At 62.8% G+C, this 24,745-nt stretch carries 21 protein-coding genes; 11 read left to right on the top strand and 10 right to left on the bottom strand.

Features of this window, described 5'->3' with window-relative positions:
- Positions 1-3: 3 nt before the first annotated feature.
- Positions 4-714: a hypothetical protein gene (locus ACNOHI_RS06465; RefSeq protein WP_420473848.1), complete on the bottom strand. Its 711-nt coding sequence runs from the start codon at positions 712-714 to the stop codon at positions 4-6.
- A 247-nt stretch (positions 715-961) separates the two neighbouring features.
- Between ACNOHI_RS06465 and ACNOHI_RS06460 the strand changes: the two genes are divergently transcribed.
- Positions 962-1,621 (top strand): DsbA family protein, encoded by a 660-nt coding sequence (locus ACNOHI_RS06460; protein WP_420473847.1) that lies wholly within the window; start codon positions 962-964, stop codon positions 1,619-1,621.
- A 147-nt stretch (positions 1,622-1,768) separates the two neighbouring features.
- Here ACNOHI_RS06460 and phbB read toward each other — a convergent pair whose 3' ends face one another.
- From phbB to ACNOHI_RS06440, 4 genes are all read right to left on the bottom strand, one after another.
- The gene (gene phbB, locus ACNOHI_RS06455) at positions 1,769-2,509 is read right to left on the bottom strand and encodes an acetoacetyl-CoA reductase (RefSeq protein WP_420473846.1); all 741 of its coding nucleotides are present in this window, start codon (positions 2,507-2,509) and stop codon (positions 1,769-1,771) included.
- 73 nt (positions 2,510-2,582) lie between these two features.
- On the bottom strand, positions 2,583-3,758 hold the full coding sequence (locus ACNOHI_RS06450) for an acetyl-CoA C-acetyltransferase (RefSeq protein WP_420473845.1): 1,176 nt from the start codon (positions 3,756-3,758) through the stop codon (positions 2,583-2,585).
- A gap of 325 nt (positions 3,759-4,083) precedes the next feature.
- Positions 4,084-5,754 carry a methyl-accepting chemotaxis protein gene (locus ACNOHI_RS06445; RefSeq protein ID WP_420473844.1) on the bottom strand — a complete coding sequence of 557 codons (1,671 nt, stop codon included), beginning with the start codon at positions 5,752-5,754 and terminating at the stop codon, positions 4,084-4,086.
- A 148-nt stretch (positions 5,755-5,902) separates the two neighbouring features.
- A complete protein-coding gene (locus ACNOHI_RS06440; RefSeq protein ID WP_420473843.1) occupies positions 5,903-6,718 on the bottom strand; it encodes an IclR family transcriptional regulator in 816 nt (271 codons plus the stop codon).
- 167 nt (positions 6,719-6,885) lie between these two features.
- Here ACNOHI_RS06440 and ACNOHI_RS06435 point away from each other — a divergent pair, with 167 nt between their 5' ends.
- From ACNOHI_RS06435 to ACNOHI_RS06415, 5 genes are all read left to right on the top strand, one after another.
- Positions 6,886-8,427: a 3-hydroxyacyl-CoA dehydrogenase gene (locus ACNOHI_RS06435; protein WP_420473842.1), complete on the top strand. Its 1,542-nt coding sequence runs from the start codon at positions 6,886-6,888 to the stop codon at positions 8,425-8,427.
- 3 nt (positions 8,428-8,430) lie between these two features.
- On the top strand, positions 8,431-9,636 hold the full coding sequence (locus ACNOHI_RS06430) for a 3-oxoadipyl-CoA thiolase (RefSeq protein WP_420473841.1): 1,206 nt from the start codon (positions 8,431-8,433) through the stop codon (positions 9,634-9,636).
- Between the two features lie 13 nt (positions 9,637-9,649).
- On the top strand, positions 9,650-10,828 hold the full coding sequence (locus ACNOHI_RS06425) for an acyl-CoA dehydrogenase (protein ID WP_420473840.1): 1,179 nt from the start codon (positions 9,650-9,652) through the stop codon (positions 10,826-10,828).
- A 111-nt stretch (positions 10,829-10,939) separates the two neighbouring features.
- A complete protein-coding gene (locus tag ACNOHI_RS06420; protein ID WP_420473839.1) occupies positions 10,940-12,136 on the top strand; it encodes an acyl-CoA dehydrogenase family protein in 1,197 nt (398 codons plus the stop codon).
- A gap of 9 nt (positions 12,137-12,145) precedes the next feature.
- The gene (locus tag ACNOHI_RS06415; protein ID WP_420473838.1) at positions 12,146-13,267 is read left to right on the top strand and encodes an acyl-CoA dehydrogenase family protein; all 1,122 of its coding nucleotides are present in this window, start codon (positions 12,146-12,148) and stop codon (positions 13,265-13,267) included.
- A 6-nt stretch (positions 13,268-13,273) separates the two neighbouring features.
- On the opposite strand, the gene ACNOHI_RS06410 is transcribed toward ACNOHI_RS06415, so the two are convergent.
- Positions 13,274-14,566: a family 1 glycosylhydrolase gene (locus ACNOHI_RS06410; RefSeq protein WP_420473837.1), complete on the bottom strand. Its 1,293-nt coding sequence runs from the start codon at positions 14,564-14,566 to the stop codon at positions 13,274-13,276.
- Here ACNOHI_RS06410 and ACNOHI_RS06405 point away from each other — a divergent pair.
- The 4 genes from ACNOHI_RS06405 (at position 14,550) to ACNOHI_RS06390 (ending at position 19,443) form a co-directional block, all read left to right on the top strand.
- Positions 14,550-14,810, top strand: coding sequence for a hypothetical protein (locus ACNOHI_RS06405; protein ID WP_420473836.1), 261 nt, complete (start codon positions 14,550-14,552; stop codon positions 14,808-14,810). The two genes, ACNOHI_RS06410 and ACNOHI_RS06405, sit on opposite strands and share 17 nt — an antisense overlap.
- Before the next feature lie 150 nt (positions 14,811-14,960).
- Complete coding sequence (locus tag ACNOHI_RS06400) at positions 14,961-15,482, top strand: CHRD domain-containing protein (RefSeq protein ID WP_420473835.1); 522 nt, start codon at positions 14,961-14,963, stop codon at positions 15,480-15,482.
- A 98-nt stretch (positions 15,483-15,580) separates the two neighbouring features.
- Complete coding sequence (locus ACNOHI_RS06395) at positions 15,581-18,883, top strand: carboxyl transferase domain-containing protein (RefSeq protein ID WP_420473834.1); 3,303 nt, start codon at positions 15,581-15,583, stop codon at positions 18,881-18,883.
- Positions 18,883-19,443: a DNA-3-methyladenine glycosylase gene (locus tag ACNOHI_RS06390; RefSeq protein ID WP_420473833.1), complete on the top strand. Its 561-nt coding sequence runs from the start codon at positions 18,883-18,885 to the stop codon at positions 19,441-19,443. The genes ACNOHI_RS06395 and ACNOHI_RS06390 overlap by 1 nt, the downstream gene beginning before the upstream one ends.
- Positions 19,444-19,447: 4 nt before the next feature.
- On the opposite strand, the gene ACNOHI_RS06385 is transcribed toward ACNOHI_RS06390, so the two are convergent.
- The 4 genes from ACNOHI_RS06385 to ACNOHI_RS06370 all read right to left on the bottom strand — a co-directional run bounded on the left by ACNOHI_RS06385 (position 19,448) and on the right by ACNOHI_RS06370 (position 23,305).
- Positions 19,448-19,654: a hypothetical protein gene (locus ACNOHI_RS06385; protein ID WP_420473832.1), complete on the bottom strand. Its 207-nt coding sequence runs from the start codon at positions 19,652-19,654 to the stop codon at positions 19,448-19,450.
- Positions 19,655-19,704: 50 nt separating this feature from the next.
- Positions 19,705-20,985, bottom strand: coding sequence for an EAL and HDOD domain-containing protein (locus tag ACNOHI_RS06380; RefSeq protein WP_420473831.1), 1,281 nt, complete (start codon positions 20,983-20,985; stop codon positions 19,705-19,707).
- A gap of 83 nt (positions 20,986-21,068) precedes the next feature.
- Positions 21,069-21,677 (bottom strand): sensor histidine kinase, encoded by a 609-nt coding sequence (locus ACNOHI_RS06375; RefSeq protein ID WP_420473830.1) that lies wholly within the window; start codon positions 21,675-21,677, stop codon positions 21,069-21,071.
- Positions 21,678-21,679: 2 nt separating this feature from the next.
- On the bottom strand, positions 21,680-23,305 hold the full coding sequence (locus ACNOHI_RS06370; protein ID WP_420473829.1) for a tetratricopeptide repeat protein: 1,626 nt from the start codon (positions 23,303-23,305) through the stop codon (positions 21,680-21,682).
- Between ACNOHI_RS06370 and ACNOHI_RS06365 the strand changes: the two genes are divergently transcribed.
- Positions 23,273-24,499 carry an HD-GYP domain-containing protein gene (locus ACNOHI_RS06365; RefSeq protein ID WP_420473828.1) on the top strand — a complete coding sequence of 409 codons (1,227 nt, stop codon included), beginning with the start codon at positions 23,273-23,275 and terminating at the stop codon, positions 24,497-24,499. The two genes, ACNOHI_RS06370 and ACNOHI_RS06365, sit on opposite strands and share 33 nt — an antisense overlap.
- The last annotated feature ends 246 nt before the right edge of the window (positions 24,500-24,745 follow it).

The raw sequence follows: 24,745 nt of genomic DNA, 5'->3' as shown, positions 1-24,745 counted from the left end.
GCGTCAGAGCGTTTCGGCGCGCCGATTCTGCCGGCGCTCCATCGAGTGCGACGACACGCGGAACTCGACATTGGTGATGCCTACGGATCCGGGCGGGCCGGCGACAAAGCTGAAGCCGGTCTTCACCGGGAACAGGCAGTTGTCCCGCAGGACCAGGTCGGTGTGGCAGTTGGGGGTGGGCTGGTAGAGGTGCTGCTTGATCTCTTCCCAAACCGGCTCGGTCACCCAGCCGTACAGGTAAAGCTGGTTGGGATACAGCGAGCTGTCGGAGTCGAGGTAACCCTTCTGGTTTTTCTGCAGCGGCGGATGCGACGGCAGCGTATTGGAGACGGACAGATCCACCAAACCGTCACCGATCAGGTAGGCCTCTTCGTTCTTGTAGGTGGAATAGGCCAGCCGCAAATGCCAGCGGCAGTTGAGCTCGATCTTCTTTTCCATCCCGACCTTTTCGGTGGCCATCGACAGGCCGTCGGTGACCGTGAGCTGCGTGCACATGACCTGGCCGATCAGCGTGGGCTCCAGCTTGCGGAACTCTTCCAGGTTTTCATGCAGGTTCCAGAGCAGCCACTTGGCGCGTTCGCCTTCCTTCATCTCGGCCAGTTCGGCGGCGTCGCGCTTGCCGTGCCCTTCTATCGTTCGCATCGCATCCCTGCGCTGCTTCTCGAACGCCTCGTCGTCTCCTGAACCAAATTTCTGGAAGTAGTCGCTCCGCATAGAACTCTCCGAAAACGGGATGAACCAATGTTCTCAGTGTATAACCCGGCCTGCAAAAGAACAGGGGGCATATCAAGATGTCACCGCGGATAGAGCAATTCGCGGTTGATAAGTTCAGGCAATTGCGCGGCATCCCGAGAAATGGCCTGTAAATCGACGGTTGCTCGGTGCTCGCCGGCGGTCGGCTGCGGGATAACATCGAGGCTTGCTATTCTTGCCCAACAACCAAACTCAAGAGAGAAAAACTATGTCGAGGCTGATTTACATAGCTGACCCGATGTGCGCATGGTCCTACGGCTTCGGCCCGGAGCTCGCCGCGCTGCTGGAAGGCGTTCCGGGATTGCCGGTGGATGTGGTGGTCGGCGGCTTGCGGCCCTACAACAAGAATGTGGTTTCGCCGGAGCGCCGCGCGGAACTGAAGGCGCAGTGGGAACAGGTGGCGCGGGAAACCGGACTGCCGTTCAACCTTGACATCCTGTCCAAGGAAAACTTTGCCTACGACACCGAACCCGCGTGCCGGGCGGTCGTCGCTGCGCGCAAGCTTGCGCCGCAGGCCAGCCTGTACGTGTTCCATGAAATCCAGCGGATGTTCTTCTCCGAGGGCAAGGATACGACGCAGCCTGAAGTCCTCGCTTCCATTGCGTGCAAGGCACTCGCGGAGGAAGGTTATCCGGTCGATGAGGCGACCTTCCTTGCCACCTGGAACTCGGACATTGCGGTCAAGGGAACCAACGACGATTTCCTGCTCACCGAAAAATGGGAGCTCAAGGGTTTCCCGACGCTCGTGCTGGAACGCGGCACGGAACTGGATCTGGTGACGACGGGTTATGTTGCGATGCCACGGCTCATCGAGCTGCTGCTGGAACTGGTTGAAGAGGGCAAGGACGCGAACGCCAAACCGGCCTGAGCGTTATTCCTGCCGTCGGCAACACAACGGGGCCCTGAAGGCCCCGTTTGTTTTTGCACTGGCATAGGGCGACGCAAAAAAAATGGCGCAGAAACCGTGCGGTCGTCTGCGCCATTTCGGGATCGCCCGCGGGCGATCTTCCTTGCATCAGTACATGTGCTGGCCGCCGTTGATGGCGATGTTGGCGCCAGTCAGGAAGGCAGCTTCATCCGAAGCCAGGTAGGCAACCAGGCCTGCGACTTCTTCCGGCTTGCCCAGGCGGCCCATCGGGATCTGGGGAATGATCTTGCTTTCCAGCACTTCCGTCGGGATCGCCATGACCATCTTGGTGCCGATGTAACCCGGGGAGATGGTATTGACCGTCACACCCTTGCGCGCGACTTCCAGCGCCAGCGCCTTGGTGAAGCCGTGCATGCCGGCCTTGGCGGCCGAGTAGTTGGTCTGGCCGAATGCGCCCTTCTGGCCGTTCACGGAGGAGATGTTGATGATGCGGCCCCAGCCACGGTCGCTCATGCCGTCGCATACCGGCTTGGTCATGTTGAAGACGGAATCCAGGTTGGTCTTCATGACCGCATCCCAGTTGGCCTTGTCCATCTTCTTGAAGGTCATGTCACGGGTGATACCGGCATTATTGACCAGGACGTCGACCGGGCCGATTTCATCGGCGATCTGCTTGATGCACTTCTGTGCGGATTCAAAGTCGGCCACGTCGCACGGATAGGCGCGGAACTTGAAGCCCTGCTTTTCCATCGATTCAAGCCACTCCGCCGCCTTGGTATTACCCGGCGAGTACGTCGTCACTACCTGGTAACCGAGTGCCGCCATCTTGATGCAGATCGCTTCCCCCAGACCGCCCATACCGCCAGTAATCAATGCAACTCGTGCCATGTTCTATTCTCTCTTATTGAAGATTGGTTGAAACTTCCCCAGCAGCTGCCCTTGCGGGCAGCCGTATTTCTTATTAACGCTCGATTGCCAGCGCAACACCCATGCCGCCGCCGATGCACAGGCTGGCGAGGCCGCGCTTCGCATCACGACGGATCATTTCGTGGATCAGCGTCACCAGGATGCGGCAGCCGGACGCGCCGATCGGGTGGCCGATAGCGATTGCGCCGCCATTGACGTTGATCTTGCTGGTGTCCCAGCCCATTTCCTTGTTGACGCCGATTGCCTGCGCTGCGAAGGCTTCGTTGATTTCCATCAGGTCGACGTCCTGGTGCGTCCAGCCGGCCTTCTTCAGGCAGAGCTGCGATGCGGGGACCGGGCCCATGCCCATGATGGTCGGGTCGACGCCTGCGGAGGAGTAGGCCTTGATGCGGGCCAGCGGCTTCAGGCCGAGCTGGTCTGCCTTCTTGGCGGACATCATGATCACGGCAGCGGCGCCGTCGTTGATGCCGGAAGCGTTACCCGCGGTGACGGTGCCGTCCTTGGCGAATGCCGGCTTCAGGCCGGACAGGGAATCAATGGTGACGCCCGGCTTGATGAACTCGTCGGTGTCGAACACGATCGCGCCCTTCTTGGACGGAATTTCGAGGGGGATGATCTCGTCCTTGAACTTGCCGGCCTTCTGCGCGGCTTCTGCCTTGTTCTGCGAGGCGACGGCGAACTCGTCCTGCTCCTGGCGGGAGACGCCGTACTTCTTCGCGACGTTCTCGGCGGTGATGCCCATGTGGTACTGGTTGTAGACGTCCCACAGGCCGTCGACGATCATGGTGTCGACCAGCTTGGCGTCGCCCATGCGGAAGCCGTCACGGGAGTTGTTCAGCACGTGCGGGGAGGCGCTCATGTTTTCCTGGCCGCCGGCGATCACGATCTCGGCGTCGCCGCAGAGGATGGATTGCGCTGCGAGGTGCGTCGCCTTGAGGCCGCTGCCGCAAACCTTGTTGATCGTCATCGCAGGCACCATGTCGGGCAGGCCTGCCTTGATCACTGCCTGGCGTGCCGGATTCTGGCCCACGCCGGCGGTCAGCACCTGACCGAGGATCACTTCGCTGATCAGTTCCGGGGCGATGCCGGTCTTGGCGACCAGGTTCTTGATTACGTGCGCACCCAGGTCTGCCGCAGCGATCTTGCCCAGCGACCCACCGAACTTGCCTACAGCAGTGCGGCCAGCTGCGACGATGACGACTTCATTCATTTCAAATCTCCCTTGAGGACAACAAAAATACAGCACGCCTGTCTGGCATCTGCATGGCGTAATGAGCTTGGACAAGCCAAGCTGAAAGGCCGTTCATGATAGCGCCGCCCCCTTGAGTTTCGTTTGATCTTACTCAATGCGTTCAGAGAGGCCAAAGTGTGAACGCAGGTTCTCGAAATGGTAGGGGAATGCGTGCCGGGTCTATGGCCACTATAGCAAGAAGCACGCCCAGCGGAAATGAAAATGCAGGCGCAAGGCCTGCATAATTTTCACGCGGGATGAGAGCCCGATGAAGCCCGGAGAGAAGTTGTGCCGTACGGCAACTTTATCCGTGTGCCGCGCTTGACGCGAGAGGCAAGGCTTTGCCCTGCGCGACTGCAACGGGAAGCCTGCGCAGGATAGGCTGCGGCACGAGCGACACGACGTCAGCCCCGGCGACAGGTGCGCCAGCGGCGTCGACCTTGAATACCGCGACAGCCTTCTCAAGCACGGATGCCTGGTCCTGCATGCTCTGCGCGGCGGCCGCGGCCTGCTCGACCAGCGCCGCGTTCTGCTGGGTCATCTCGTCCATCTGTGTGATGGCGCGGTTGACCTCTTCGATGTCGGCGCTTTGCTCTTCGCTGGCGGCGGTGATTTCGCGCATGAGGTCGGCGACCTGCGTCACCGCATGCACGATGTCGTCCATCGTCCTGCCGGCCTGGTCGACCAGCCTACCGCCGGTATCGACCTTCTCCACCGAATCGCTGATCAGCTGCTTGATCTCCTTCGCGGCGCCGGCCGAGCGTTGGGCCAGGCTGCGCACTTCGGCCGCCACGACCGCGAAACCGCGACCCTGCTCGCCGGCACGTGCGGCTTCGACGGCGGCGTTGAGCGCCAGGATATTCGTCTGGAAGGCAATGCCATCGATGACGCCAATGATGTCGACGATCTTGCGCGAACTATCCTTGATCGACCCCATGGTGCCGACCACCTGACCGACGACTTCGCCCCCCTTTGCGGCGATGCCGGACGCGGAGATGACGAGCTGGTTGGCCTCGCGCGCGCTTCCCGCATTCTGTTTGACGATATTCGTCAATTGCCCCATGGAATTGGCCGTTTCCTGCAGGGCGCTTGCCTGCATTTCCGTGCGTGAGGACAGGTCCGCATTGCCGGACGCGATTTCACGCGAAGCGACAGAAATCGAATCGGTACCGGTGCGCACTTCGCCGACAATTTTTTGCAGGCTGCCGTTCATCTCCTGCAGCGCTTGCAGCAGCTGGCTGATTTCGTCGGAGCCGGTCACGTCCACCCGCGACGCGAGTTCGCCCGCCGCCACGCGCCGGGCTACCAGCACCGCATCCTGCAGCGGCAGAATGATGCTGCGCGCCAGCATCCATGCGAAGGCGCCGCCGATGGCCACGGCGACCGTACCGATGACAAACAGCATGATCATCAATTGCCTGCCGGACGCCACCGTGCTGTCCAGCACGCGGTGCGACGTCGCCTGCTGGATATCGACCAGCTTGTTGATTTCCGCCAGCGCCTGCTGGTTGAGGGGGTCGATCCTGGTCGTGATCAGCTTGATCGCATCTTCGCTGTTGAAGGCCGTGACCAGGCGGATCGCCTCCTTGAAGGGCGCATCGGTTTCCAGCTCCAGGCGGCTCAGGTCGGCGAGGATCTTCTTTTCGGTATCGTCGAGGCCGAGGGCGGTCAGTTTGTCGCGCGCGTCGGAGAAACGCTTGCGCAGGGCCATGACCTTCTGCTCTTCCTTCTTCATGGCACCGAGGTCGGATTGAAGACCGATGTTGCGCATGGCGATGCCGCCTTCGAGCAGGGCACCCTTGATGTCGCCGGCGAGCGCACTCTTGGCATTGCTGTTCTCCAGCCCTGCGATCATCGCGTCGCGGTTGCGGGCGCTGACCACACTGTCCGCACCGAGGGCGATGACCAGCATCGCGAGGATGATTCCGAATCCGATGGCAAGGCGCGTACCGATACGCAGGCTGCGAAGCTTCATGCGGTCTCCCAGATGCTGTGTGTTTGTTGTCCGACGGCAAGATTTGCCGCGCGAGAATGGACTCTAGCAGTGCCGTGGCAGGAGATTGCGTGAAAAAACGGGCCCAGCGCCGACAATTGTTCGGCGCAGGAAACAGTTCCGGACGAGATCAGCCGCGCTGCAGCCGGTCGACAAGCGTGAGCAAGCGAGGCTTCACTTCGCCGAGAAGGAAATCCGGTGCGAGGTTGAAGGCCGGACCGCCGCAATTGATGCTGAGGATGGCCCCGCCGTTGGCCGGGCGGAATGCGACGGCAATGGCGTTCACGTCGGGCTGCCAGTCGCCGAACGAGGTGCAGCAACCGAGTGTCGAATATTCCTCGATGGAGCGCATGACGCCGTCGCGGACGGAGGGCCACTTGGTTTCATCCTGTTCGCGCACGTGGTCGAGGATGTCGTTGCGCTCGGCGGGCGTCGTTTCCGCAAGGTAGGCACGGCCCATGGCAGTCTGCGCGATCGGGATGCGCGCGCCCACGTCGAGCCGCAGAGTGAGTGCCGCCTCGCTGCGGCAGTTCTCTATATAGATCATGCTGAGGCGGTCGCGCATGCCGAGCGAGACCGTCGCCCGCGAAAAATCGGCGAGCTCCTGCATGTAGGGACGGGCGTACTGCCGGATGTCGAGCTTGGAGAGCATCGCGCTGCCCAGCGCCAGGCTGGCGGTGCCGAGCCGGTACTTGCCGATATGGTCGTCGTAATCGAGATAGCCCAGCTTGGTCAGGGTGTAGGTCAGGCGCGAAATGGTGGATTTGGGCAATTTGGTCCGCTCGGCGAGCTCCTGGTTGCCCAGCGTCTTCTCGCCCGATCGGAAACAGGACAGCACATCCAGGCCGCGCGCGAGGGCGGTGACGAAATGCCGGTCTTCCTTTGCATTGGACTGCTTCGCCTCGGAAACGGAATCTTCCTGGTCTTCGTAATGTTCCTGCGCCATGTGACTGCTCTCTTGATTCGACTGCGGGATTATCCGACAAACCCGGCATCCCTTGCGAGTCCTCTTGCTTGCGGACGACGCTTGACACCGGCTTTTGAAATGACCACAATTCCATTTTAGAGCATTTAATTCCACTGTGCAGAATTAAAACGAGTTGGAGAGTGAGGATGCAAAACGGATTTCCACCGCCCCCGGGCGCTAAGGAACTGAATGTGGGCGTCATCGGCTGCGGCGTCATGGGACGCGGCATCGTCCAGATCGCCGCCTTGGCCGGCGCGACGGTATATATGGCGGACAGCCGCGAGGGCGCCGCGCAGGCAGCACGCGAAGAACTGCTTGCGACCTTCGGCAAGCTGGTCGAGAAAGGCAAGCTCGATGCTGCCGCGGCGGACGCGGCGGGCGGCAGGATGATTGCCTGCACGGGACTGGACGCGCTCCGACCCTGCCACGTGGTGGTCGAGGCGATTGTCGAGGACCTCGCGGCGAAGAAGTCGCTCTTCGCCACGCTGGAGGGCATCGTCGATGCCGAGGCCATCCTCGCGTCGAATACCTCGTCGCTTTCCGTCACCGCCATCGCGGCAGGCCTGCAGCATCCCGAGCGCGTCGCCGGCTTCCACTTCTTCAACCCGGTGCCGCTGATGAAGATCGTCGAAGTCATTGGCGGCTTCATGACCCGGCCCGACGTCACCGACACTCTCCTCGCGCTGGGCAGGCAATGGGGCCACACGGCCGTCCTCGCCAAGGACACGCCCGGCTTCATCGTCAACCATGCTGGGCGCGGCTACGGCACCGAGGGTCTGCGGCTGCTGAACGAAGGCATCTGCAGCGTGCCGGCCCTGGACGCTATCCTGCGCGACACGGCCGGCTTCCGCCTCGGCCCCTGCGAACTGCTCGACCTGACCGGGCTGGATGTGTCGCATCCGGTGATGGAATCGATCTACCGCCAGTATTACGAAGAGCCGCGTTTCCGTCCGCAGGTGCTGACGCGCCAGATGCTCGCCGCCGGTGCACTCGGCCGCAAGGTCGGCCACGGCTTCTACCGCTACGGCGCGGACGGAAAGAAAGAAGCCATCGCGGAACCCGTCCAGGCGAGCCAGCGTCCGGAAAGCGTCTGGCTGAGCCAGGAGCGGCCTGAGCTGGCCGAGCGCATTTCCGTCCTCGTCGCCGCTGCCGGCGTGCAGGTCGAATCCGGCGCGCGACCCAGCGACCGCGCACTGTGCATCGTCACGCCGCTCGGGGAGGACGCCACCACCTGCTGCGTGCGCGAAAACCTGGATGCAACGAGAACCGTTGCCGTCGAAAGCCTGCTCGACCTCACCCGCCGCCGCGTGGTGATGACGAATCCGGCGACCGGCGCGGAAACCCTCGCCATGGCCTGCGGCCTGTTCGGTGCCACCGGCATCCCTGTCAGCGTCATCCGCGACAGCGCCGGACTGGTGACGCAGCGCGTCGTCGCCCACATCGTCAACATCGCCTGCGAAATCGCTCAGCAGCAGATCGCCGATCCGCAGGACATCGACCGCGCGGTCGTGCTCGGCCTCGGCTACCCCATCGGCCCGCTGGCCTGGGGCGACCAAGTCGGCGCAGCGACTGTGCTGGCCATCCTCAAGAACCTCGAACACCAGACCGGAGACACCCGCTACCGGCCCAGCCCCTGGCTGCAGCGCCGCGCGATGCTCGGCCTTTCGCTACATCACAAGGAGATCTGATCCATGCTCGACGCTTATATCTACGACGGCCTGCGTACCCCCTTCGGCCGCCATGCCGGCGCGCTGTCCCCGGTCCGTCCGGACGACCTCGTCGCGGAAGTCATGCGCGCCGTCGTCGCACGCAATCCGTGGAAGCCGGAACAGATCGAAGACGTGATCCTCGGCGACACCAACCAGGCGGGTGAAGACGCGCGCAACATCGCGCGCAACGCCCTTCTCGCCGCCGGCCTGCCCGTCACGGTTGCCGGCCAGACCGTCAACCGTCTCTGCGCCAGCGGCCTGGCGGCCGTGATGGATGCCGCCCGCGCCGTGACCTGCGGCGAAGGTGACCTGTTCATTGCCGGCGGCGTGGAAAGCATGAGCCGCGCGCCCTTCGTCATGGCCAAGTCGGAATCGGCCTTCTCGCGCGACTTCAAGGTCTTCGACACCACCATCGGCGCGCGTTTCCCCAATCCCAAGGTGACCGCGCAGTATGGCGCCGATACCATGCCGGAAACCGGCGACAACGTGGCGCAGGAATGCGGCGTCACGCGCGAGCAGGCGGACGCGTTCGCCCTGGCATCGCAGATGAAATACCACGCCGCTCTGCAGGACGGATTCTTTGCCGGCGAAATCCACCCGATCAGTGTTCCTACCGGTCGCAAGACGCCTCCAAATGTCGTCGACAAGGATGAGCATCCGCGTCCCGAAACAACCGCCGCTTCCCTGGAAAAGCTCAAGCCGCTCTTTGAAGGCGGTGTCGTCACCGCAGGCAACGCCTCCGGCATCAATGACGGCGCAGCCGCGTTGCTGATCGGCGGCCGTGCCGCCGGAGAGAAGGTTGGCAAAGCGCCGATGGTGCGCATCCTGTCCGCAGCGGTAGCCGGCGTCGAGCCGCGCGTCATGGGCCTCGGCCCCGTGTACGCCATCCGGAAGGCCCTCGCCCGCGCCGGCCTGTCACTCAAGGACATGGACATCATCGAGATCAACGAAGCCTTCGCCAGCCAGGTGCTCGGCTGCCTGAAGCTGCTCGACATCGATTTCAAGGACACACGCGTCAACCCGAACGGCGGCGCGATCGCGCTTGGCCATCCGCTTGGAGCCTCCGGCGCGCGCCTCGCCCTGACGGCCAGCCGCGAGCTGGCCCGCCGTAACGGCCGCTATGCCGTCGTCAGCCTGTGCATCGGCGTCGGCCAGGGCCTCGCCGTCGTGATTGAACGCACACAATAAGACCGGAGACAAGATGAAACAGAAGGTGCAATTCCACTGGGACGATCCGCTGCTGCTCGAACAGCAGCTGACAAACGAAGAGCGTATGGTGCGTGACGCGGCGAACGCGTACTGCCAGGAACGCCTGCAACCGCGCGTGCTGGAAGCCTTCCGGCACGAAAAGACCGATCCCGCGATCTTCCGCGAGATGGGCGAACTCGGTCTACTTGGCCCGACCATTCCCGAACAGTATGGCGGGCCCGGCCTGAACTACGTCAGCTACGGCCTGATTGCGCGCGAAGTGGAGCGTGTCGATTCCGGCTACCGCTCGATGATGAGCGTGCAGTCCTCGCTGGTCATGGTGCCGATCTTTGAATTCGGTACCGAGCAGCAAAAGCACAAGTACCTGCCGAAACTCGCCAAGGGCGAATGGATCGGCTGCTTCGGCCTGACCGAACCGAACCATGGTTCCGATCCCGGTTCGATGGTGACGCGAGCGAAGAAGGTGGAAGGTGGCTTCAAGATCAGCGGTAGCAAGATGTGGATCTCGAACTCACCGATCGCCGACGTGTTTGTCGTGTGGGCCAAAGACGACGAAGGCGACATTCGCGGCTTCATCCTCGAGAAGGGGATGAAGGGTTTGTCCGCTCCGGCCATCCACGGCAAGTTCGGCCTGCGCGCATCAATCACCGGCGAGATCGTGATGGATGAGGTGTTCTGCCCGAACGAGAATGCCTTCCCCGACGTGCGCGGTTTGAAGGGCCCCTTTACCTGCCTGAACTCGGCGCGCTACGGCATTGCCTGGGGCGCACTTGGCGCGGCGGAATCCTGCTGGCACATCGCGCGCCAGTATGTGCTCGACCGCAAGCAGTTTGGCCGGCCACTTGCCGCGAACCAGCTGATCCAGAAAAAGCTCGCCGACATGCAGACCGAAATCACGCTCGGTCTGCAAGGTTGCCTGCGCCTCGGCCGCATGAAGGATGAAGGCACGGCTGCTGTCGCCATCACCTCCATCATGAAGCGCAATTCCTGCGGCAAGGCACTGGACGTGGCACGCATGGCGCGCGACATGCTGGGCGGGAATGGCATTTCGGACGAGTTCGGCGTGATCCGGCATATGGTGAACCTGGAAGTGGTGAACACCTATGAAGGGACGCACGACATTCATGCGCTGATTCTTGGGCGCGAACAGACGGGGATTGCGGCGTTTTGAGGCGCGGGAATGACGGGGAGAAGTGAAACGAAATTAACAACGCATCTCCCGCTCGCAAGCGCAACCGAACACAAAGACAACCACTGACACGCACCACACCAGAGACCCTTCATGAACCTGAACTTCACTCCCGAAGAACTCGCGTTCCGCCAGGAAGTCCGCGACTTCGTCGCCGCCTCCCTCCCCGCCGACATCCGGCACAAAGTCATCAACGGCCTGATCCTCGGCCGCGACGACTATGTGCGCTGGCAAAAGATCCTGCACGCCAAGGGCTGGGGCGGTGCGGCCTGGAAGAAGGATTTTGGCGGCACGGGCTGGAGCACGGTACAGCAATACATCTTCGAGGAAGAATGCGCCGCAGCGGGCGCTCCGCGCGCCATCCCCTTCGGTTTGAAGATGGTTGCGCCGGTCCTCATGCAATACGGCTCGCCGAAGCAGCAGGACCGCTTCCTGCCGAAAATCCTGTCGGCGGACGAATGGTGGTGCCAGGGCTACTCCGAACCCGGCTCGGGCTCAGACCTCGCCTCGGTCAAGACACGTGCGGTACGTGACGGCGACCGCTACATCGTCAACGGCCAGAAGACATGGACTACGCAGGCGCAATATGCCGACTGGATCTTCTGCCTCGTGCGCACCGATCCGGAAGCCAAGCCGCAGCGCGGCATTTCCTTCCTGCTGATCGACATGCGCAGTCCGGGCGTGACGGTGCGGCCGATCATCACGATGGATGGCGCGCATGAAGTCAATGAAGTCTGGCTGGAAAACGTCGAGGTGCCGGTCGAAAATCTCGTCGGCGAGGAGAACGCCGGCTGGACCTATGCCAAGTTCCTGCTCGGACATGAGCGGACCAACATCGCCGGCATCGGCATCGCCAAACGCGAGTTGTCCCGCCTGAAGCGGCTTGCGTCCATCGAGACCAAGAACGGCAAGCCGCTGATCAAGGACCCGTTGTTCGCTACACGCATCGCCCAGGTCGAGATCGACCTGACCGCGCTGGAAATCACCAACCTGCGCGTGCTTGCCGCCGAAGCGGAGCGGCGCGCGCCCGGCCCCGAGGCGTCGATCCTCAAGATCAAGGGAACGGAAATCCAGCAGGCCATCACCGAACTGCTGGTGCAGGTCGCGGGACCCTATGCGCTGCAGCTGCGCCGCGAAGCGATGGCGGCGGGTTACCAGGGCGATCCGGTGGGGCCGTTCTATTCGGTACCGCTCGGACCCAACTATCTGAACATGCGCAAACTGTCGATCTACGGCGGTTCCAACGAAATTCAAAAGAACATCATCTCGCAGATGATCCTCGGCCTGTAGGAGCACACGATGGACTTTACGTTTACCGAAGAACAGCAAATGCTCCTCGATACCACGAGGCGCTTCGTATCCAAGGATTACAACTTCGAGGCACGCCAGAAAATCCGCGAAAAATCGGCGGACGGTTTCAGCCGTGAGGCATGGCAGGCGCTGGCTGACATCGGCCTGCTGTCGATCAACGTGCCGGAAGCCGATGGCGGACTTGGCGGTTCTCCTGTCGACACCATGCTCGTCATGAACGCCATAGGCGAAGGCCTGCTGCTGGAGCCCTATCTGGCGAGCGCGGTACTGTCGACGAAAGCGATTGCGTTGATGGGCAACGACGTGCAGCGCGGCGAGCTCCTTCCGGCCCTGGCCGCCGGCGAAAAGATCGCGGCCCTTGCCCATGATGAGCATGCATCGCGCTTCGACCGCATGGCAATCGAATCACGCGCCTGGCCGGTCGGCAACGGCTACGTTATTACCGGCCACAAGAGCGTGGTCGTGCACGGCGCGTCGGCGGACGTGCTGGTCGTGACGGCGCGTATCGCACAGTCTGACGCCATTGGTGTTTTCCTCGTGCCGCGCGACGTTGCGGGCGTGCGCCTCGTGCCGTTCAAGACGGTGGACGGCATTCCGGCAAGCGAAGTGTGGTTCAACCAGGCATTCGTTCCGGCCAATGCCCTGCTGGACGGCGACGCGGAGTCCCGGCTTGCCGAAGTGCTGGATGTCGGTCTCGCCGCCGTCTGCGCGGAAGCTGTGGGCGCGCTCGACAGACTGCTCGCCGCCACCGTCGAATATGCACGCAACCGCAAGCAGTTCGGCCAGCCGATCGGCAAGTTCCAGGCCTTGCAGCACCGCATGGCGGACATGGTGCTGCACATCGAGCAGGCGCGATCGATGAGCTATCTGGCGGCGGTGCGCTGCGACGATCCGGATCCGTCGGTACGCGGCAAGGCGCTCTCGGCGGCCAAGGTCGTCATCGGCCAGGCATGCCGCTTCGTCGGCCAGCAGGCGGTCCAGTTGCACGGGGGGATGGGCGTGACCGACGAGCTGGACGTGAGCCATTACTTCAAGCGGCTCATGGCGATCGAATTGCAGTTCGGCAGTACGGACACGCATCTCGAGGCGTACGCCGCGCAACTGGCGTGAGCTTGCCTATTCCGCGGTGTCGTTCCGGTGTGGCGTGCGGTAGGCCTGTTCGCGCTGCCGCACGGCCCAGTCCTTGTTGGCCTCGCTTGGCATGACAATCGGCAGCTGCAAGCAGACGCTTTGCGTCGGCAGCACCTGCCGCCATTCCCGGATCAGCCGGCAATAGGTTTCTCCAACCGGCCGGATATTGCGGTTCAGGTCGAACAGTCCGAGCGGATTGACGCAGCCGTTGTTCTCCCGCAGCGCGCTGTCCCAGTCGACCTGGTCCGTGAGCGAGTACCAGGTGAATCCCACCACCGGCACGCCGTCATTCCGCACGCGCAGTACATTCGCCCACTCCTTGCGTAGCCAGCGCGTCGCTTCATCGCCGCGCTTTCCCGCCATCAGATTGGTTTCAGTGTGCATGACCGGCAGGCGGAACCGGTCATAGTACTGGCGCGTAATCACGGCGTAACCGAAGATCTCGCCCGAGGCTTCCATGCTGCCGTCCGCGTGCACGAGGTGCTCGTTGGTCACGTAGTAATCATTGCCCATGATGCAGTGGTGACGCAGGTTGTTGTGCATGAAGAAGCGATACTCGGCGCGGGTCATGCCGTTGTCCATCAGATACTCATACATTTCGGAATCGACGCGCCTGCCATAGTTGAGATCCAGCGACAGGAAGCGACGCGCGTTGGCGAGCTCGGCCGGACGGATGGCCGCCGGGTTTTCGGCATGGAAGTATTCGGTGGATTCGCTCTGGATGAACAAGGCATCAGGTCGCACGTCAAGGATGCAACGCATCGCCAGCACATTCGCCTTGACCAGGTGCTTGAGCGCGGTGACAAACGCGCGGTCGTCGCGCAGCTGCTCGTTCCACCAGCCGTACAAGGCGGAAAACAGGGCGCAGATGAACATTTCGTTCACCGGCGTATAGAGCTGCACCCAAGGATAGCGCTGGGCAAAGACCCTGGCATAGCCGGCGAAAATCGCCGGGAAGTCTGGATTCTGGAAATTGCCGAGCCAGTCCGGCAGGCCGAAGTGACAAAGGTCGACGATGGGGACGATGTCGCGCGAGCGCAGGTCGTTGAAGGTTTCGTCCGCAAAGCTCCAGTCGTAGCGTTCCGGTCCGATCAGCGTCGTATGCAACGGCGGACCGTAGCGCAGGAAGCTGATGCCGAGTTGCTGCACCAGGTCGAAATCCTCGCGCCAGAGATCGTAATGTCCGCATTTCTCCATCTCATCCATACGCACGCGGCCGCCCGCGATCGTCGGAATGCTGTTCTCGATGCCTGTGGCAAAGATGAAGCCGGGCGACATGGTTTTTCTGGCGCAGCAACAAGGGAAGGATGAATCAATCGCCGACCGCGGGAAACGTAACAACGGTCAACATGACCGGCTCAAAGCAAGCGCCAGGACATGCCTGTTTGGCGGACGCCGTGGGGAAATGGTTCCGGTGATCCGGGCGCCACGCGCGAGTACGCACACTCTTGGTTGCGGTTTTGGTGTAAAGATTTGGCAAAAATCATTGGCCGCACAGGAGGTCTGGCTAATCTACCTGTAACACCCTTGCTTTGGACAGGCACGCTTTTTCGTCAGTCGTCCCAGAATACGCTGTCGCCCATGCCGCGCGGCGAAAGTCGACGCCGGCCGCCACTGCCGGCGGCGAGCCTCAGGGAAGGATCATGCTGTTGCACATAGAAGAGGTGCTGATATGGGATCCACACACTCGCGCTCGTCGTTCATCCGTCTCGTGTCGGCTGCGGTGCTGGCCTCGCTGGCTGCCTGCGGCGGGGACAGCGATCCAGCCCCCGTCGACGCCGCGCCGGCCGCGACCACGCCTACCGCAAGCGGAGCAACGCCATCGGGGACGAACATCGCCCCGCTGACGATCAACCTGGAACTGTCCGGCGCGAAGGAAGTTCCGCCGACCAACAGCACGGCCTTGGGCAGAGCAGTCGTCACCATTCACCCGACCACGCAGCAATTCACGGCAACGGCGACGACCACGGGTATCGTCGGAACCGCTGCGCATATTCACGAAGGCGCGGCAACCGATACCGGACCGGTGGTATTTCCCATGCGGGAAACGTTACCGGGAAGCGGTGTCTGGACGGTGAGCGGACAGTTGACCGAAGCCCAGATGACCGCGCTGCTGAATGAGCGCTATTACATCAACGTGCACAGCGCGGCATTCCCGAACGGCGAGATTCGAGGGCAGATCCCCGAGGAGTGACCGGCGATACCGGAGTCCAAAATCGTGGACAATAATCGTACGCACGTGCTAAAACAGCCGGCACCAGAACGATTAGAAACCACGAGACAAGGACTCCCATGGCCGTCACCCGCCTGCTGATCGCCAACCGCGGCGAAATCGCCATTCGCATTGCCCGCGCCGCGGCCGAACTCGGCATCCACGCGGTCGCCGTGTATTCCGAGGACGATGCCGCCTCGCTGCATGTGCGCCGGATGGACGAGCGCCGCGGTCTCAAGGGAACCGGCGCGGCGGCCTATCTCGATATCGCGCAAATCGTGGCGACAGCCAAGGCGGCAGACTGCGATGCCATTCATCCGGGCTACGGATTCCTGAGCGAGAATGCGGCCTTCGCGCGCCGATGCGCGGAGGAAGGACTGGTCTTTGTCGGACCGCGGCCGGAAGTGCTCGACCTGTTCGGTGACAAGGTGCGTGCCCGCGAACGTGCGGAACAACACGGCATTCCGGTCATTCCCGGCATCAACCGGGCAACGAGCCTGGAGGAGGCAACTGCGTTCCTCGCCTCCCTGGACGGCGCACCGATGATGATCAAAGCCATCGCCGGCGGCGGTGGTCGCGGCATGCGCGCCGTTCACCACGCCGAGGCGTTGCCCGAGGCCTATGCGCGCTGCAGGTCGGAAGCCCGGGCCGCGTTCGGGAGTGGCGAGGTGTACGTTGAAAAGCTGGTCTCCAGCGCGCGGCACATCGAGGTTCAGGTCATCGGCGACGGCAGCGGCAACGTGACGCACCTGTGGGAGCGCGAATGCACCTTGCAGCGCCGCAACCAGAAACTGATCGAGGTCGCCCCCAGCCCCACCCTTCCGCATCCCGTGCAGAAGCGCATCATCGATGCGGCCGTCCGCCTCGCGCAGGACGTGCGCTACAGCAGCCTGGGCACCTTTGAATTCCTGGTGGATGCAACCGACCATACGGACCGCGCCGGCTTCTATTTCATTGAAGCCAATCCGCGCCTGCAGGTCGAGCACACCGTGACCGAGGAAATCACCGGCGTCGACCTGGTCAAGGCGCAATTGCACCTGGCAGGCGGCGCCTCGCTGGCGCAGATCGGATTGACCCAGCAAGAAGTTCCCGCATCGCGCGGATTTGCCGTCCAGTTGCGCATCAACATGGAGACGATGGATGCGGACGGAAACACCCAGCCTTCGGGCGGACACCTGACCGCATTCGACCTGCCCTTCGGCCCGGGCGTCCGCGTCGACACCTACGGCTACACCGGCTACGTCACCAATCCGAACTTCGATTCCCTTCTGGCCAAGCTGATCGCGTCCACCTCTTCCGGCCGCTATCCCGACGCCATCGCGCATGCCTACCGCGCCCTCTGCGAATTCCGGATCGAAGGCGTGGACACCAACATCGGACTGCTGCAGAACCTGTTGACCCGTCCCGACGTGGTCGCCAACCGCGTGCATACGCGCTTCGTCGAAGAGCACATCGCGGCGTTGGTGGAACCAGAAAGCGGCGCCCACCAGAAGCTGTATCCGGATACAGCGGCGCACACCGTTGACGAACGCGCCGTCGCGCGCGAGACGCCGGAGGGAAGCGTTCCCGTGCGTGCTCCCATGCAGGGCTCGGTCGTCTCCATCGATGTCAAGGAAGGCGACCTCGTGAATGCCGGGCGCCAGCTTGCCGTCATCGAGGCCATGAAGATGGAGCATGTGGTCGCCTCCCCCATCGGCGGCATCGTCAGGACGATCGATGTGCGACAGGGCGACGTCATCTTCCGCGACCATCCGCTTATCCACGTTGAACCCGCGGACGTCGATGCGCTGGAGGCCGAAATGACGGAGGGCGTCGACCTCGACGCGATCCGTCCGGATCTCGCCGAAACCTTGCAACGCCACGAGATCGGGCTTGATGCGGCGCGACCCGACGCCGTCGCCAAACGCCGCAAGACCGGCCAGCGCACCGCGCGCGAAAACGTGGCCGACCTGTGCGACGCGGACAGCTTCATCGAATATGGCGCGCTGGCCATCGCCGCGCAGCGTCGACGCCGTTCGGAAGAAGAACTGATCCGCATCAGCCCCGCCGACGGCCTCATGGCCGGGATCGGCAGCGTCAACGGCACCTTGTTCGACGACAGCAAGTCCCGCTGCATGGTGCTGGCCTACGACTACACCGTCTTCGCCGGCACGCAGGGCATGATGAACCACAAGAAGACCGACCGCATGTTCCAGCTCGCCGAGCAATGGAAGCTGCCCGTCGTCATCTTCGCCGAAGGCGGCGGCGGACGACCCGGCGATACGGACGCGATGCTGGTTGCCGGGCTCGATGTCATGTCCTTCATCAACTTCGCCAGGCTGAGCGGCCTGGTGCCGCGCGTGGGGATCGTCTCGGGCCGCTGCTTCGCCGGCAACGCGGCCTTCCTCGGCTGCTGCGATGTCATCATCGCGACGGAGAATGCGACCATCGGCATGGGTGGTCCGGCAATGATCGAGGGCGGCGGGCTGGGCGTGTTCGAACCGGAACAGGTAGGCCCGGTCAGCATGCAAGCGCCGAACGGCGTAATCGACATCGTGGTGAAGGATGAAGAAGAAGCGGTGCGCGCGGCGAAGCGCTACCTCGCCTACTTCCAGGGTCCGGTCACGCAATGGGAGTGTGCGGACCAGCGTGAACTGCGCCGTCTCGTGCCCGAGAACCGGCTCCGCTCCTACGACGTGCGCGCGGTCGTCGACACGCTTGCTGACAAGGATTCCGTGCTTGAACTGCGCCGCAGCTTCGGTACCGGCATCATCACGGCACTGATCCGGATCGAGGGCCGGCCCTTTGGGCTGATGGCCAACAATCCCCTGCATCTCGGCGGCGCAATCGATGCCGACGCGGCGGACAAGGCCGCGCGCTTCATGCAGCTCTGCGACGCCTTCGACCTGCCCATCCTGTCGCTGTGCGACACGCCCGGCTTCATGGTCGGCCCCGATGCAGAAAAGACCGCGATGGTGCGGCACGTCTCGCGCATGTTCGTGACGGCGGGCAGTATCAGCGTTCCATTCTTCACCGTCGTGCTGCGCAAGGGTTACGGACTTGGCGCGCAGGCGATGGCGGGCGGCAGCTTCCACGCACCCTTCTTTACCGTTGCCTGGCCAAGCGGCGAATTCGGCGCGATGGGACTGGAAGGCGCGGTGCGGCTCGGCTACCGCAAGGAGCTGGAAGCCATCGAGGACCCGGCCCAACGAGCCGAGGCCTTCAACAAGATGGTGGCGGAGTCCTACCAGAAGGGCAAAGCCATCAACATGGCATCCTTCCTCGAGATCGACGATGTCATCGATCCGGTCGAGACGCGGCATTGGGTCATGCGCGGCCTGCGGTCGGCACCGCCGGCCATGCCACGCAACGGCAAGAAGCGTCCCTGCATCGATACCTGGTAATGAGCGAGCGCAACAGGCTGCCCCGCAGCTTCTACCTGCGCCCGACAGAGGAAGTCGCGCGCGACCTGCTCGGCAAGCATCTCGTGCATGTCGATGGCGGGGTGGAACGGCGCGCGCGCATTGTCGAGGTGGAAGCCTACCTCGGCGCGCACGACCTTGCGGCGCATTCGTCGAAGGGCGTGACGCCGCGGACTGCCGTCATGTACGGACCGCCCGGCTATGCTTACGTGTACCTGATCTACGGCATGCACCACTGCATGAACATCGTCACCGAACCGGAAGGCAACGGCTCGGCGGTGCTGATCCGTGCGGTGGAGCCGGTGATGAATGTCGAAGGCAATACCAAAGGCCCGGGCCTGCTCTGCCGGGCGCTGGGTATCGACCGCCGGCTGAACGGACACGACATGCTGAGCGATGATTTCCATGTCGCCGCACCGGCACGGGAGGAAGCGTTCGCAATTGCCGTGCGCCCTCGCATCGGTGTCGCCTATGCGGGTGAGTGGGCCGATGCGCCGCTGCGGTTCTACGTGCAGGGCAATGCCTTCATTTCGAAGAAGTGAGCCCTCAGCGCCTTGAGGCGATATTGCCTGGCGACTGGGGCACCCGGTGTCCGGCAAAGCCGGTCGTTTCGGACTCTTCGTCGATATCGTCGAGTTCCGGCGGCGATGCGCCGGTCACATTCTGCTCGGCAAGACCCTGCTTCCTTGCCTCTTCACGGCGCTTGTCCGATTCCTCGTTCGCGCGCTGCACTCCGGATGAATTGTTTCCCATGGCCGACACTCCTTGTGTTGAGCCTAGGATGTCCGTCGAAGGATTTAGTTCTACCGCATGCTGCGCGTGACGTGGTCGCTCCACTCGAAAGCGGCCAGTTGCAGGAGATAGATGTCGTTGTGGGTCAGGCGCAGCTCGCCGATTGCCTGCAGCAACGGCGCGTCGACTTTCGCATGCCATTCGGTGTACTCGACCAGGCGCAGCAGCTGTCCGTAGTAGCCCTGGCGGTGCAGCAGGGCGTCGCTGACTTCCTCCACGACCGGAATCTGTTCCAGGATTTTTTCCATCGGCATACCGAAGAGGGAATCCATGAGCGACATGATGCCGACGGTGAAGCTGGTATCGGCGATGCCGCGGTTGCCCGGCTTGAGTTTCTGCGCCAGCAACTCCATCAGCCGTCCGCGCGTGGTGGCGAGGTCAAGCAGGGGCATGGAGATACCGCCATGGGCGCCATTGTCGGCATACAGCATCACCTGCAGCCAGCGCTGAAGCTGGTTACGGCCAAGCACCATCAGCGCCTGCCGGAGGGAGTCGATGCGATGCGTGCTGAAGGCGGGGGTGTTCGCCAGCCGCAGCAGGTTCAGGCCGAGCGAGACATTGCCCTTGATCCTGTCTTCGATGACGGAGTTGTCCGCATCGGAGACGATCAGCGCCAGCACCGACGTGATGGCGAGATTGGAAGGCGCGAGCTTCCGGCCCTCGGCGAACACGGGCAGCGTGAAGTAATAGCCCTGGAAATAGTCGAAGCCGAGCTTGTGGCACGTTTGAAACTGTTCGTGCGTGTCCACCTTTTCGGCCAGCAGCTGTTTTCCCAGCGGTGCGTACGCGGCGCAGAGGCGTGCAAGGTCGGATTCGCTCTTCCCCGTCACGTCGATCCGCACGCCTTCGACGAAGGGCAGCAGCCCGGACAGGTCGACCGCGCCCCCGTTGTCCACCAGCGCGAAGTGGAATCCCTTCTGGTTCAGTTCGGCAAGACGTTCGAGGAGCGCGGGCGTGACCTCGTGGACCTCGGCGATTTCCAGTACCAGCTTCTCCGGCGGCAGGAAATCGAAGACGTTGCTCATGATCGTTTGCGGATCGACGTACAGGATGCCCATCAGATCGCCGATCACGCGTCCCATGCCGTGCTGGTAGACGTCGCCGATGACTGTTGTGGAAGCCGGCTGTTCGGCGGTATCGCTCACGTCGGGTGCCGGGCGGTCATCGCTGAAGAACATCAGCTCATGCGCAACGAGGTGCTGCTCCCTGTCCAGCACGGGGCGCCGTGCCATGAAAAAGTCGGAGGCGAGCAGTATCCTGTGCGCACTATTGAAGGTTACGCTGATACTCATGGCTGTCCTCGCATCTTGTCCGTATGTTGTATATCGACAAGATTACGGGAAAGCTTGAGCAGTGCGATATGTGCAGTGCAGCATCAGGGCAGGCGCAAGGTGAACAGGGCGCCGCCTTGCTGATGATCCTGCAGTGAAACCGTGCCGTGGCGGCCGCCTTTTTGATGGGCCTGCGCGATGGCCGCGCAGAGGGCCGTGCCCAAACCCGTGGACGGCTTGTTTTCCTGCGCGCCCAGTCCCGGCCCGTCGTCGCGCACGGAAAACACCAGCTCGCCCGACGCCTCCGTCACGCAACCAAGTTCGATGGCCGAGCGCGCAAAGCGGGTCGCGTTTTGCAATGCCGCGGCCATTGCCAGTCCGACCAGGTTTTCGTCGAAAAAACCGAGTACAGGCATATCCTGCGTATTCACCGTCACCTTCAGCTCCGCCCTGCCGGACGGATTGTCACGCACGACGGCGTTCAGGAAATCCTCGGGGTTGACGGCATCGATGCGCGCGACCAGTCCCTGGGAGGATGCCTTGTACAGCGTCAGGAAACCAATCAGCCGCTCGCGCAACGACGTGCACATGTCCTGCGCCGAGACGGCCTGCTCGCGCGTCGGCTCCTGAACCAGTCCCGCCAGCATGCCTTCAAGGACGCCGAGGGCATTCTTGATGTCGTGTACGACGGCTGCCGTCAGCTCGGTGTCCATGCCTATCCCTTGCTCGCGCGGCTCAAAGTCTCGCGCATGAAGCGGTACATCTTCGCGACCCGTTCGTTCCCGGGAATGAGGACATCCAGCTTGGCGAGGTAATTGTTCACCCGCGCCACGTAGTCAAGGTTCAAACCCTTCTGGCTCATCCACAGCAGGTGCAGCTGCGCCGCGGCGAGCAGCACGCCGGTGTTTTCGGGCATGCCCTCGAGGGCTTCCTCGAGCTTCTGCAACGACTCGTCGAACTGCGCCTTGCGCATCAGCGCGCTGGCTTCGGCGACGATCGCATTGACCTGGTCGAGCGCGCGGTCGACCACCTCGGCCGCCAATTCTTCCTTGCCGCTGTCCTTGAGGACTTTGCGGGCCAGGGAAACGAGGCGCGTGTTTTCGTGGTCCGCCCGCACTGCCCTCGAAAGGATCGCCGCGCCTTCGTCCTCGCGCCCGATCGAAAATGCCGCTTTGGCAAGGGCCAATGCCGCGCCGTCGGCCCGCGTTGCATCCGCCAGGCCTTTGGCGCGCTCGAATGCATGCTGCGCGGATTCCAGGTCGCCCATCTTGATGTGCGCCTGCGCCTGCACCGCGGCCTGCGTGGCGGCAAAGGCGTCCGATTCGACGTAATGCTTCGGCGCGGTCGACAGGACCTGCAAGGCCTCCTGCGCGTCACCGGCATCCACATGCACCTGCGCCAGGGACAGCAGGTCGGACGGCTGCGCCGTGAGCGAGCCCTTGGTATGCTTTACCGCCCGGTCGAAGGCGGTGCGCGCCTGCTCCAGGTCCCCCGTACGATAGGCGACGTCGCCCACCATGCGGCTGCGCCGCGCCGATGGGATCACTTCATAGGAGCGGTTGAGCGCCTCCAGCGCCTCTTGTTCGTTGCCCTGCGCCTCGGCCACCCTGGCGAGAAGGTCATACGCGACGACGTACTGCGCATTGCCTTCCAGGACCTGTTGCGCGACGGCCTTCGCCTCTTCCAGCTGACCGGCGGCAAAGTGGCAGCGGGCAACGCCGTAACGTGCCCACACCAGGTCATCGCGCAGCTTCAGCGCGGATTCGTACACGGCACGCGCCTCTTCCGGCTTGCCCAGTTCGAGCAGCGCATTGGCCTTGATCTTGACGATGTCCACCGCCCACTTCGGCTGCGCCTGCAAGGCGCGGTCGCATTCGGCCACGGCGCCGGCGATGTCCTTCAGATTGAGCCGGCCGACGATCTGGCGCAGCGCGTTCTGCTTGTCGAGCAGCCGTTCGATCCGCTCCAGCAGCTTGCCGCCGGTGAGCGGCTTGACCATGTAGGCATCGGGCTGGAATTCGGCGGCGCTCGCGACCAGGTCATAGCTGGTCTCGGCCGTCACCATGATGAACATGGTGGAAGCCGGCAGGATGTTCTGCGCGCGCAGGAACTCCAGCATCTGCTGGCCGTTGGTTTCCCGGTTCAGGTTGTAGTCGCAGATGATGACGTCATAGGCATTCCTGCGGATGCAGCTGATCGCTTCGTCCGGCGTGGAAGCCTGGTCGACGTGGGGGATGCCGAGTTGGCCTAGCTGGGTCCGGATGTTCTGCCGCATCGTCGCCATGTCGTCGACGACGAGCGAGCGCAGGTGGGCCAGACGCTGGTTGATGATGGTCGCCATGGCTTGCTGATGATGAAAACGGTTTCATCATACCGCCATCGCGCCAGAAATTGCTTGATGGAAACAACGTTCTTCGCAAAAATTTCTCAATTTCAACAAATTGATGAAATCCTTCCAACGCGCCCCTACAATGGGGTGCAAGGATTTCTCCCCGATCCAGCAGTGTCGGCGGTAGCCATTTCCGTTTTGACAATGCGCCCAGAAAGGAAAACCATGGAGCAGCGCCCGATCGAGATGCCCGACGAAACAACCGTCGCCCCTCCCTCCCGCCAGCCCGTCCTGCGGCGCATCAACGAAGCGCAGCGCGCGCTGGAGTATTTGCTGTTCAACGTCGACCGCGAAGCCGATGCCCAAGCGCGTTTCCTCGACGTCGCCGGCAAGCTGATCGCCGCCGTCGAGGACGGTCCGGACATTGCCCTCGCCGCCATCCTGCATAACCAGGACGAAGGCAGCTATGCGGTCCGCCACTGCATCGACACGGCCGTGGTCGCCATGCTGGTCGCTCGCGCGCTCGACAAGCTGCCGCACCAGATCCTGGCCATCGTCGCCGGCGCGCTGACGATGAACATCGGCATGCTGCACAAGCACGAGCAGTTGCAGGGCCGTCTCAACGCGATCTCCAACGACGAACTCGCCGCCATCCATGCGCACCCCCAGGAGGGGGTCGATATTCTCCGGCGCGCAGGCATCACGGACGAGGAATGGCTGGATTGCGTGCTGCTGCACCATGAGAACGAAGACGGCAGCGGTTATCCGTTCGGGCGTTCCGGCGACGACATTCCGCTCAACGTCAAGATCATCGCCCTCGCCGACCGCTACTGCGCGCGGGTTTCCTCGCGCAGCTACCGGCGCTCGCTGCTGCCGATTGAAGCCCTGCGCGACATTTTGCTGGCGGATCACCAGATTGTGGATCCGATGCTCACTGCCTGCTTTATTCGCGTGGCGGGGATGTATCCGACCGGGGCGGTTGTGCGGCTGGCCAGCGGGGAGATTGGGGTCGTGGCGGGGAAAGGGAGTGATTCGACTGCGCCTGCCGTGCAGGTGCTGGTTGGTGTGGATGGGGTATTGCTGGCGGCGCCTTTGCGGCGTGATACCGGGGTTGCCGGGTTTGGCGTGCGGGAGATGTTGAGTGGGGAGCAGGCGGGGGTGCGGTTTCGGATGTGGCAGGTTTGGGGAGAGGATGCTCGGGCTTAGTGTTCTTTTCTTCGGTGACCCGATTCTGTGGTCGCTCCGTGGATGCTTGCCGGGTCCGGCCCCGGCGGGCCACTCACTTTCTTTGCTTCGCCAAAGAAAGTAAGCAAAGAAAAGCGACCGGTACGGTTTACTCTGATCGGTAACACATTAATTCAAGCACATGGGTAACAGTTTTTTACCCTATGGCTATCTTCATTGCTGGAGAGAGCCATGCCTTGGAAGGATGTCAAACCGATGGACGAGAAG

It is taken from the genome of Noviherbaspirillum sp. ST9 (assembly GCF_048799745.1).
Classification (GTDB): domain Bacteria; phylum Pseudomonadota; class Gammaproteobacteria; order Burkholderiales; family Burkholderiaceae_D; genus Noviherbaspirillum.
Note: the sequence above shows the minus strand (reverse complement) of the source record. Positions and strands in the feature narration are given on the sequence as shown.

Bases quoted from the DNA above. Each gene is read 5' to 3' on its own strand.
- ACNOHI_RS06440 (WP_420473843.1), bottom strand. From the start codon at position 6,718: ATGGCGCAGGAACATTACGAAGACCAGGAAGATTCCGTTTCCGAGGCG.
- ACNOHI_RS06425 (WP_420473840.1), top strand. From the start codon at position 9,650: ATGAAACAGAAGGTGCAATTCCACTGGGACGATCCGCTGCTGCTCGAA.
- ACNOHI_RS06435 (WP_420473842.1), top strand. From the start codon at position 6,886: ATGCAAAACGGATTTCCACCGCCCCCGGGCGCTAAGGAACTGAATGTG.
- ACNOHI_RS06410 (WP_420473837.1), bottom strand. From the start codon at position 14,566: ATGTCGCCCGGCTTCATCTTTGCCACAGGCATCGAGAACAGCATTCCG.
- ACNOHI_RS06465 (WP_420473848.1), bottom strand. From the start codon at position 714: ATGCGGAGCGACTACTTCCAGAAATTTGGTTCAGGAGACGACGAGGCG.
- ACNOHI_RS06420 (WP_420473839.1), top strand. From the start codon at position 10,940: ATGAACCTGAACTTCACTCCCGAAGAACTCGCGTTCCGCCAGGAAGTC.
- ACNOHI_RS06370 (WP_420473829.1), bottom strand. From the start codon at position 23,305: ATGGCGACCATCATCAACCAGCGTCTGGCCCACCTGCGCTCGCTCGTC.
- ACNOHI_RS06415 (WP_420473838.1), top strand. From the start codon at position 12,146: ATGGACTTTACGTTTACCGAAGAACAGCAAATGCTCCTCGATACCACG.
- ACNOHI_RS06380 (WP_420473831.1), bottom strand. From the start codon at position 20,985: ATGAGTATCAGCGTAACCTTCAATAGTGCGCACAGGATACTGCTCGCC.
- ACNOHI_RS06450 (WP_420473845.1), bottom strand. From the start codon at position 3,758: ATGAATGAAGTCGTCATCGTCGCAGCTGGCCGCACTGCTGTAGGCAAG.
- ACNOHI_RS06375 (WP_420473830.1), bottom strand. From the start codon at position 21,677: ATGGACACCGAGCTGACGGCAGCCGTCGTACACGACATCAAGAATGCC.
- ACNOHI_RS06395 (WP_420473834.1), top strand. From the start codon at position 15,581: ATGGCCGTCACCCGCCTGCTGATCGCCAACCGCGGCGAAATCGCCATT.
- ACNOHI_RS06390 (WP_420473833.1), top strand. From the start codon at position 18,883: ATGAGCGAGCGCAACAGGCTGCCCCGCAGCTTCTACCTGCGCCCGACA.
- phbB (WP_420473846.1), bottom strand. From the start codon at position 2,509: ATGGCACGAGTTGCATTGATTACTGGCGGTATGGGCGGTCTGGGGGAA.
- ACNOHI_RS06400 (WP_420473835.1), top strand. From the start codon at position 14,961: ATGGGATCCACACACTCGCGCTCGTCGTTCATCCGTCTCGTGTCGGCT.
- ACNOHI_RS06460 (WP_420473847.1), top strand. From the start codon at position 962: ATGTCGAGGCTGATTTACATAGCTGACCCGATGTGCGCATGGTCCTAC.
- ACNOHI_RS06385 (WP_420473832.1), bottom strand. From the start codon at position 19,654: ATGGGAAACAATTCATCCGGAGTGCAGCGCGCGAACGAGGAATCGGAC.
- ACNOHI_RS06445 (WP_420473844.1), bottom strand. From the start codon at position 5,754: ATGAAGCTTCGCAGCCTGCGTATCGGTACGCGCCTTGCCATCGGATTC.
- ACNOHI_RS06430 (WP_420473841.1), top strand. From the start codon at position 8,431: ATGCTCGACGCTTATATCTACGACGGCCTGCGTACCCCCTTCGGCCGC.
- ACNOHI_RS06405 (WP_420473836.1), top strand. From the start codon at position 14,550: ATGAAGCCGGGCGACATGGTTTTTCTGGCGCAGCAACAAGGGAAGGAT.